This is a genomic window from Vibrio sp. R10-SG3-ISO10 (assembly GCF_059834185.1).
Map to the genome: position 1 here is coordinate 680,967 of NZ_JCBDHG010000020.1, position 8,920 is coordinate 689,886.

General features: G+C 44.5%; 8 protein-coding genes. 3 read left to right on the top strand and 5 right to left on the bottom strand.

Annotated features, from left to right (window positions below; all coding sequences use genetic code 11):
• Window positions 1-36: 36 nt before the first annotated feature.
• The 5 genes from AC6R16_RS13180 to AC6R16_RS13200 all read right to left on the bottom strand — a co-directional run bounded on the left by AC6R16_RS13180 (window position 37) and on the right by AC6R16_RS13200 (window position 6,000).
• Window positions 37-336, bottom strand: a complete 300-nt coding sequence (locus AC6R16_RS13180) for a PAAR domain-containing protein (RefSeq protein WP_004742854.1) — start codon at window positions 334-336, stop codon at window positions 37-39.
• Window positions 333-905, bottom strand: coding sequence for a DUF6931 family protein (locus AC6R16_RS13185; protein ID WP_500674648.1), 573 nt, complete (start codon window positions 903-905; stop codon window positions 333-335). Before AC6R16_RS13185 ends, AC6R16_RS13180 begins: the two co-directional genes overlap by 4 nt.
• Window positions 905-2,887 carry a type VI secretion system Vgr family protein gene (locus AC6R16_RS13190; protein ID WP_500674649.1) on the bottom strand — a complete coding sequence of 661 codons (1,983 nt, stop codon included), beginning with the start codon at window positions 2,885-2,887 and terminating at the stop codon, window positions 905-907. Before AC6R16_RS13190 ends, AC6R16_RS13185 begins: the two co-directional genes overlap by 1 nt.
• A 262-nt stretch (window positions 2,888-3,149) precedes the next feature.
• The gene (locus AC6R16_RS13195; RefSeq protein ID WP_500674650.1) at window positions 3,150-4,937 is read right to left on the bottom strand and encodes a M28 family metallopeptidase; all 1,788 of its coding nucleotides are present in this window, start codon (window positions 4,935-4,937) and stop codon (window positions 3,150-3,152) included.
• A gap of 265 nt (window positions 4,938-5,202) precedes the next feature.
• Complete coding sequence (locus AC6R16_RS13200) at window positions 5,203-6,000, bottom strand: hypothetical protein (RefSeq protein ID WP_500674651.1); 798 nt, start codon at window positions 5,998-6,000, stop codon at window positions 5,203-5,205.
• Window positions 6,001-6,269: 269 nt separating this feature from the next.
• Here AC6R16_RS13200 and AC6R16_RS13205 point away from each other — a divergent pair, with 269 nt between their 5' ends.
• The 3 genes from AC6R16_RS13205 to AC6R16_RS13215 form a co-directional block, all read left to right on the top strand.
• A complete protein-coding gene (locus tag AC6R16_RS13205; RefSeq protein WP_004742859.1) occupies window positions 6,270-6,968 on the top strand; it encodes a GntR family transcriptional regulator in 699 nt (232 codons plus the stop codon).
• Between the two features lie 293 nt (window positions 6,969-7,261).
• A complete protein-coding gene (gene prpB / locus AC6R16_RS13210; RefSeq protein ID WP_054962462.1) occupies window positions 7,262-8,158 on the top strand; it encodes a methylisocitrate lyase in 897 nt (298 codons plus the stop codon).
• A gap of 111 nt (window positions 8,159-8,269) precedes the next feature.
• Window positions 8,270-8,920 (top strand): citrate/2-methylcitrate synthase (locus AC6R16_RS13215; protein WP_500674652.1); only part of this gene is annotated, 651 nt, incomplete at its 3' end.

An 8,920-nucleotide genomic window follows, 5' to 3' on the forward strand; every position in this document is an offset into this window, starting at 1 on the left:
CATTTTTTATTAAACCCTTGTTCGCGAGGTGGTTTTTTAACCACCGATCATGACGGTCGGCATACCTAGAACGATTGTGCCACCATGTGCAGTTGTATCTCCCATTCGGGCGGCGGGTTTGTTCATAATAAGAACAGTAGCGCTGCCTTTAATAATGGAATCTGGTGGCCCCACACATACGCACATGTCACCGAGTGTGGCGGCTGGCATGCTACCTATGAGCACAGTGGGTACTCCGGGGCCCGTAATTGGCCCACCTACATGAGGAATAGGGGGCACTGCGGGTGTTTGCATCGGGCACACATGCATGTCTGTTAAACGGGCTGCTAATGTCATGCGTTTCCTCCATTGCCGCCGGCAGCGATATCCAGCGCATAGTTTACAGATTGACTATAGTACTCTTCTGAGCCTTCCCAATTGGGCAGAGCAGCAGCATGGTTAATTGAGCCAGCTACAGCTTTAGCATAGAGGAAAGGGTCTGGAAGAACTGCAGGAAGATCTGGGGCCACTATGCTGCCAGAACCATTCCAAAATATTGCTTGTGCTAACCATGAAGGTCCGCAGTTTAATTCGAGTCTGTTAGACAGTAGTTCTGCTTTGCGTCGAAGGTCTTCTGCTGGAGCTTGTACCCACTGTTGTGCCGTTTGAATACATTGTGCTTGAGTTGCGTTCCAAACGTCATTACGAAGCTGTATACAGAGACTTGCCCACCAAATCGCTTCACGGACGGGTAGAGCATGGGCGAGAAACTGCACAAGGTCATTGTTAAGTGCGTTGTCTTGAAGCAATTGAATGGTCTGTTCTACGGACAACTCTTCGTTAAGTAACTCTTTCGCTTCGTCTGAAGCAGTAAATCGAGGCAGGATTTGCCCACAAGTTTGATAAGGAATTTTTTTGTAAGTCATTAATTTACCTTAACGATAGCGCCTTTTACTTCACCCATAACACCGCCATTAAACGTTGCTTTAAGTCCGGATTTAAATTCCGCACTTAATGAACCTTCAGCGGAAAGCGTTGTGTCTGCTTTTATTGCTACGCTCAAGCCCTTAATTGAATTTGAACTTGTCGCTTCTAAAGCCGTTGTTGTACCAGATACTTTGTTCGCTGAGGTGGCTTTACTCGTGACGTTAGTGCCTTGAAGGTTTAAGCCGCTGCTGGCTTTTATATCAATATTGGTTGCTTCAATGGATATCGAGGAAGAAGATATTGAAATTTTGCTCGAACCCACTTTGATGTCGATGCTGTCATCGGCTTCGATAGTGATCGATTTCGCTTTCTCAGACATCGCTTTGGTGACAGTCAGGCTGTAATTATCTTCAGTGGAGATGGCCATTTGTTTGGTGACTTTTTGTGTTAATTCACCTTTGACAGTTTCTGTATGGTTATTCTCGATCTCTTGCGTAATGTCTTTTGCCGCGTGCAGGTAAATAAGCTCATTGTCTTTTTTGTCATCAAAATAGAGCTCATTGGATTGCCCAGTGAGCTTGGTTTTTATGCCACTTTTCGTTGAGTTAGCTTCCTTGTAAGGAGGCGCATTTTTACTGTTGTAGACACTGCCCGTAATGATAGGTTGGTCAGGATCACCATCAATGAAAGCGACAAGAACTTCTTGACCAACTCGAGGGACAAACTGAGCACCATAGCCGCTCCCTGCCATCATTTGCGCAACACGGACATAGCAACTGGTTTTATCTCCACTGGCTTCGGTGTCCCAATGAAACTGGATCCTGACTCGCCCTTGGTCATCTTGGTTTATTTCGCCAGCAGTCGACCCCGCGACTGTTGCGCTTTGCAATCCGTGAACTCTTTGCTTGTCGACTGGGGTTGGGTAGTGAGAGGTTGTTTTAGGCACCGCCTTGATTTCAGTGTCGCAAACCACCTCTTCAGAATAATGTGTCTTTATTGAAATTATTGAATAATCCGATAGTTGCGACTTATCAAGATGGCTAGAGAGTGAAAACCAAGTCGCTATATCGAACAAGTCATGTTTCGCAGTTGCGACAATAGTTTGATAGTCTTGAGCCAGATGTTCTACACGGCGCTTGGCAAGATTACTGGCCAGATCGGTTTTATCTCCCGAGACACCCAGCGGCGGATAATGAACATTAGTCAGCTTGGTATTGTTTGCTATGGAATTACTGCTTTTTTGCGCTTTACTTGTTACCAATTTCGTTTGGCTGTAGTCGTAGGCAGTGAGCTCCATGCTCGAACCATGAAATGCGACTGCAGGTGACCAAGACTCGAGTAGTGGTAAAGAGCCTGTTGGCGTTTCCACCATATCGAATTTTGCGTTGTCAGCTTTGTCGAAAGGCGATTGAGCATCTTGCAGTACGAGAGTGTGCTCTTTATCTGAATGGGTGAAATAGTAATGAACCCCTTCTTCTGCAAGCAGCCTCGTGACAAAATCAAAATCAGACTCGTTATACTGCAGACAGTACTCGCGTTTGGTGGTCGGCATTTTGGCTATTTTGTAGCAGCCCTTGAAACCCGCATTATCGAAAATATCGCTAACAATATCCTTGGTTGATTGGTTTTGGTAGACCCGGAAAGCGTGAGTGTGTTTAAGAAGTTCTAACCATGGCTTCAAAGTGACCTGGTACAAAACGTATTGAAGATTGCTGTCCATTCCTAAGCTCTCAATACGCGTAATTATACCGTTAAAGGAGCGAGTTAATGTCGAGCTACCTGAAGTGTTTGAGTATCGGTTAATTGTGAGAAGCTGGCCTAACTGGCTTTGGGCATCGAAATTACTAGAGACAAGGGTGGCGGAAACTGAAAAAGATTCAGAGAGAGTTTGAGACACAGAAAACTCACTGATTTTGTGCTCCTGCCCTTTATAATCCTTTGCAGAAATAGGGCTCGCCGATGCCGAATATTTTTCAGCCATAACACTTCCTTTAAAACTGACGATCATGCTTCGGGTAAATCTATTCGAAACAATGGGTTGTGATGTCTGTTAATAGTTCATTAAAAAGTAGCAGGTATTCATTAGTAAATAAATCAAATTAACTGAGATTTATAATCCAGATTAGAGTGGTAAGAGGTGATTTGAGTGTTTTTTGAACGTTTAACGTGAAAATGGGCGAAAGTCTTATAAAAAGCCGCGCATTGTTCACGCGCGGCTTTGGTTTTATGGACAACTAGAACAGTTACTCACGATCTTGATCGAAATCACCATGGAAATGGTCATGATCAGAAACGCTATCTGCAGCTTTTAGTTTCTGGCCCACGCGGAGCTTGTTACTCGGAGCCGGTTCGGTGCTTAAAGAGCGAAGTACTTGTTGTGCTTGCGGTTGTTGTTCTGGGAACACAGGGTCACTAAAGGCATAGAAAGTAGTGACGTAAGCAAGCGATTGAGTGTTGACGTACAGTGCTTCTTGGCTTACGTTGTTTAGGTCATCACAGGCTTGGTGGTAGCATTTATCATAAGCGACATCAATTTCGCCACCAAACTTTTCGACTTCCTGCGCGGACTTCACTTTTTCTGCACCAGTAAACAAGCCGCCAAAAGCGATGCCCCAATCAGCAAAACCAGCATAATCTGAACGTTTAGATAAAGCTTGTGGAACGGTCGACTCTGATTTTTCAGTAAAGAACTTGTTAAAAACAGACTCGATATGTGATGTGCCATATGGCGGTTGGAAATCACCCGTGTAAGCGTTATCTGGGCTGTCTTTCGTATCTGATAAGTCTCCGTCCATAACGCCAAAGATGTAGTTAGGCGAGCCAATCATATCGAAGTTTAGGTAGAGCTTAACTTTGTTTAACTCATAGTAGCGAGCATCGACGAGATCTAGCTGTTCAGGTGTTAACTGGCTAGGGTCTTCCAAGCCTAGTTCTTTTAGGATTTCCTGTTGAGCTTGATTACGCAGTGGTGCGAAGAGCTCGTTGGTGTAGTACTCAGAGCCGACTAGACCTGCTTCTTCAGCTGCCCACCAAGCAAAACGTACTTTATTCTTAACCGGTGCTTTCAAATTCGCAAGGGTTACCGCATATTCGAGCAGACCTGCCGTACCTGAACCGTTGTCATTGATTCCAGGGCCTTCTGGAACTGAGTCCAAGTGTGCGCCAAGCATGACAACCTCATTAGCATTACCGCCTTTGGTCTCAGCAATGATGTTTTGGGTGAGTACCTCTTCATCTTGGACGTTAATATTCAATGCGATAGGCACTGCAGCGGTTTGGCTCAACTCATACCATTGCTTACCAAGTGCGTAACGAGCACCGAGAGCCGGAATAGTGGCCGTACTATCGCTACCTAATGTACCATTTACGACCGCTGTACGGCCTTCAGCGTTACCTTGGTTAAAGACAATAACACCTTTAGCTCCAGCGTTTTGAGCGTTGACAACTTTGGTATTGAAACTACATCCGCCACGTTGGATGACAGCAATTTTGTCCGTCACATTTTTGCCAGCGAAGTCGGAAGACTCACAGCCGTCAGTACTGTCATAATCAGGCGCATCGAATCTAAAATCAGGAGTAATGAAAACGGCATCTGCGGAAAGTAAGCCGTTTGAGTTACCAGAGTATGACATAGCGGCAAAGTCTGGCTCTACGCCTTCACTGGCATTGCGCACACCGATTAGATCGGTTCCATTTACATTGAGGGTTGTACCCGCAAGCTCTTCCCATGCACGAAAATCAAACTCTTGTATTGCCACATCGTAGTTATGGGCACGCATGGTATCAACAATATAGTTGAGAGACTGTGCATAGCCTTTGGTACCAGCCGCTCGAGTAACGGACGCTCCATCAGTTGTTTTCGATGCCCTCGCTTCAAGCTCTTCTAAGTGTTCCACGACCTCTTCGCGATCAATTTTACTACTGACGTACTTCGCTGCCTTTTCTGGATCATCCCAGTAACACCCAGATAGTAGCGTTGAGCTAATAATGGTAGCGAGCATAGTTTTTGTTGTTGTGACGCTTACTTGCATTTGTGACTCCTTGTATTAGATAAGCGAAGCCATAGTTGCTGAAATGCAAGGTTAAAAAAATGTTAAATTCAAATGGGTTTATAAAATATGAACGTATATCAAATTAGTTTCATTTATTAAAACTGTCAGTTACATATGTAATCGATATACAATCACATATTCAACATAAACAATAACTTAGTGTTTGATGGGCGATTTTGTACACACTGGGAACCAGCCAGAATAGCTACTAGCCAATGTTTATCGCAAAGTGAGAGATTGGATTTTACCTGCTATCTACAACCAGTAGCTTGGCACTCCGGTAGGCGAAATCCATACTTTCGATTTCGTTAGGGCGACTGACGAGGTGATCAACAGAAGGAAGAACAACGAAGAAGATAAGCGGCTCAGGATGCATATATCTCCAAGTGTGTGCTTTGTTGTCTTTTTTATACGCTTTTAAATTAACGGTTAGCACTAAGCTTTCAGGTGGCAACTGGCTGCCCTTAAAGTGACCGAGTTCATGCACTGCGCCCCAAAGAGATTCTAACGGACGTTCGTGGGTGCTTTTAAGAAACATCTCGAGCTGCAACGTATCACTTTCGTTTTGTTTTATCGTACTTAGACGTTGAGCTGTACGTAAACCTTGCTCAAAAGGCAGGTAATCTAGTCCATTGTCGACAATCTGATTCGATTGTGGGCATAGCTGGATTGAGTCTTGTGGTTGCTGACTGGCGTATAGTTCGCAAGTGAACTGTTTGATTATCTGTTCTAACCCTTTATGGAATTGTGAACCTTTTAGGTCTTCCACAGAAACAGCATGGTTGTTTATCGCTTCAGCAAAAACTTTGTCGACAGATTGGTTGACCCGAGTTTCATCCTCAACGAGCACAAAGTCGTTGTGTCTAACCGCTGATTTTAGAACATTATCGGTTTCGATCACCGCAAGCTCTTCATCTGAGTAAGTACTGTCTCTCAGCAACGGATAGTAGGGCTCTCGCTCATCCGCAAAGAACAGTGAGCATCCAGAGATATTGGCTGCAATCAATCCTGCCAGAATCGATTTAGTAGTTGGAGAGTGCATAAGCCTCTTAATTAACAAGATTCCTTTCTGTATCTAAGATACTAATCTCATACAGCAACTAAGTCATTGTCGAGATTGCAATAATCTTGCTCTGCATCACATAGCAACTGTGACTCAACCAATGTTACATCTTTTATTTACTAATCTGGACTACTACCTTGGTCTAAATTGTCGACAATTTGCTTGATTGTCGACAATGTTATGGTCTATTTTAATCTTAGAAGATGAAATTGTAGACAGTTTGGTGTCAGGCAGCGAGTGTATTAAAGATGAATATTGAACTTAAAACTCGACTAAAAGAAGGCGTTTCTGAAAAAGAAAACACCAAATCAGAGAGCTTAACCGAATCATTGGTAGAGGCTATTGTTAGTGGAGAAATTGCCCCAGGCAGCAAGATATCTGAGCCAGAGCTAGCTAAGAAGTATCAGGTAAGTCGGGGGCCTCTGCGTGAAGCGATAATGCGAGTTGAAGGGTTAGGCCTAATCGAGCGTATTCCTCATGTCGGTGCAAGAGTGATTACTTTCTCACCTGAAAAGCTAATAGAGCTATACGCAGTTAGAGAGGCGCTAGAAGGTATGGCTGCTCGACTTGCAGCTAGGCATATCACTGCAGAAGAGATTGTAGGATTAGAAGCAGTATTGTCGACACATTCAAATCATATTGATGAAGTCGAGGGTGCTTCGTATTTCCATCAGCACGGTGATTTCGACTTTCACTATCGCATTATTCTCGCCAGCCGCAACAGTAAGCTTATTTCATTGCTGTGTGATGAGCTTTATCACCTGTTGAGAATGTATCGATATCAATCACCTAGAGCTCAGTCGCGACCCGTTGAAGCACTCGATGAGCATAAATATATCTTACAAGCTATCAAGAATAGAGACGAAGAGTTAGCTGAGATGCTGATGAGGCGCCATATCTCGGGTAGCCGAACATTAATCGAACAACAAATCATTAGGGTCTGTTGATCTTTTGAGGTTAAATTTTGTTCGAGATAAAAGCGCTTTAATCGCGGCGAGAGGTTTGCTGCCTAGTCATTCTAAGCGAAACACCTCTCAACAAAGAGTAAAACGCTTTTAGCCGAACCCTTCGGGCAGCGTTTGTGGCTCCTTTCTTCTGCGTTATCGGCTTATCAGGTAGAGCAACTACAATTCAAAGCCTCTGCCTTGCAGAAAGAACCCACAAACCGCTGCAAAAATCAGCGCAAAAGGTCAACAGACCCTAGGGACTAAAGCCCAAAAACGGACTAGAGGAAAGAGCAATGAGTTTATCTCAAGGAGCGAAATTTAGACTTGCCGTTGAGCAAAACGATCCACTGCAAATAGTAGGGACCATTAATCCATACTGCGCCATGATGGCAAAAAATCTGGGACACCAAGCTATTTACTTATCAGGTGGCGGTATCGCTAATGCCTCTTATGGCTTACCCGACTTGGGGATTACCACACTTAATGATGTTTTAGTCGATGTCGAGCGAATCACCAATGCGTGTGACTTACCACTGCTGGTTGATATCGATACGGGGTTTGGCGGTGCATTTAATATCGCGCGAACCATCAAGGCAATGGAGAAAGCGGGTGCGGGCGCGGTACACATGGAAGATCAGGTAGCGCAGAAACGTTGTGGTCATCGCCCAAATAAAGCCATTGTTAGCCAACAAGAGATGGTCGATCGCGTTAAGGCCGCAGTGGATGCGCGTAACGATGACAACTTTGTGGTGATGGCTCGTACGGATGCTCTGGCTGTTGAAGGGATCGATAGTGCTATCGAACGCGCAATTGCTTGCGTTGAAGCAGGTGCTGACATGATTTTCCCAGAAGCAATGAACAAACTAGAGCAGTATGTTCAGTTCTCTGAAGCTCTAGAGAGTGCTACTGGTAAGCATGTTCCGATACTGGCGAACATTACCGAGTTTGGTCAGACGCCACTGTACGGCTGTGAAGAGCTGGCAAAATCCAAAGTTGATATGGTGTTGTATCCACTCAGTGCGTTCCGTGCAATGAACAAAGCAGCAGAGATGGTGTACAAGCATCTGCTAGAAGTGGGTAACCAAGAAGCACTGACGGATTCGATGCAAACTCGTAAAGAGCTCTATGCGCACCTCAAATATCATGATTATGAAGACAAGCTTGATCAGCTGTTTTCAGAAGGAAAATAGGATCAAACGGAAGCCCAAGGAAACCGATTCGGAATTAATCCAATAACGTGAAATTGTTTGGTAAATAACGCTCCACTTAGAGAGCAATATCAAACAGAAAAGGAGTTCAAAATGCCTCTATCATCGAAAAAGAATGAAGAGTTAGGTGGCGCAGGTCTTCGCGGCCAAAGCGCTGGTAGCACAGCTTTGTGTACTGTCGGTAAAACGGGGACAGGTCTAACATATCGTGGTTACGATATTACTGACTTGGCAAACAATGCTCAATTTGAAGAAGTTGCCCACTTGCTGTTACGTGGTCACTTACCCAATCAAAAAGAGCTAGATGAATATAAAACGCGTCTGATTAGTTTGCGAGGTCTACCGAGTGAACTTAAGCAAGCCTTAGAGCTTATTCCTGCCTCCGCGCATCCAATGGATGTGATGCGAACGGGTTGCTCGGTACTGGGTAATCTAGAGCAAGAGATGAGCTTTGAAGAGCAGCTAGACGCGACAGAAAGAATGCTCGCTCTATTTCCCGCCATCATTTGTTATTGGTACCGCTTTAGCCATGATGGTGTGCGTATAGATACAGACGATCAATCCGAAACCTGTATTGGCGGTTACTTTCTAAAAATGCTGACAGATAAAGCGCCAACTGAGATTCATAAGCAGGTCATGCACTGTTCACTCATTCTATACGCAGAGCATGAGTTTAATGCGTCTACCTTTGCAGCTCGCGTATGTGCTTCGACACTTTCCGATCTTCATTCTTGTATTACAGCA

Bases quoted from the DNA above. Each gene is read 5' to 3' on its own strand.
- AC6R16_RS13180 (WP_004742854.1), bottom strand. From the start codon at position 336: ATGACATTAGCAGCCCGTTTAACAGACATGCATGTGTGCCCGATGCAA.
- AC6R16_RS13185 (WP_500674648.1), bottom strand. From the start codon at position 905: ATGACTTACAAAAAAATTCCTTATCAAACTTGTGGGCAAATCCTGCCT.
- AC6R16_RS13190 (WP_500674649.1), bottom strand. From the start codon at position 2,887: ATGGCTGAAAAATATTCGGCATCGGCGAGCCCTATTTCTGCAAAGGAT.
- AC6R16_RS13195 (WP_500674650.1), bottom strand. From the start codon at position 4,937: ATGCAAGTAAGCGTCACAACAACAAAAACTATGCTCGCTACCATTATT.
- AC6R16_RS13200 (WP_500674651.1), bottom strand. From the start codon at position 6,000: ATGCACTCTCCAACTACTAAATCGATTCTGGCAGGATTGATTGCAGCC.
- AC6R16_RS13205 (WP_004742859.1), top strand. From the start codon at position 6,270: ATGAATATTGAACTTAAAACTCGACTAAAAGAAGGCGTTTCTGAAAAA.
- prpB (WP_054962462.1), top strand. From the start codon at position 7,262: ATGAGTTTATCTCAAGGAGCGAAATTTAGACTTGCCGTTGAGCAAAAC.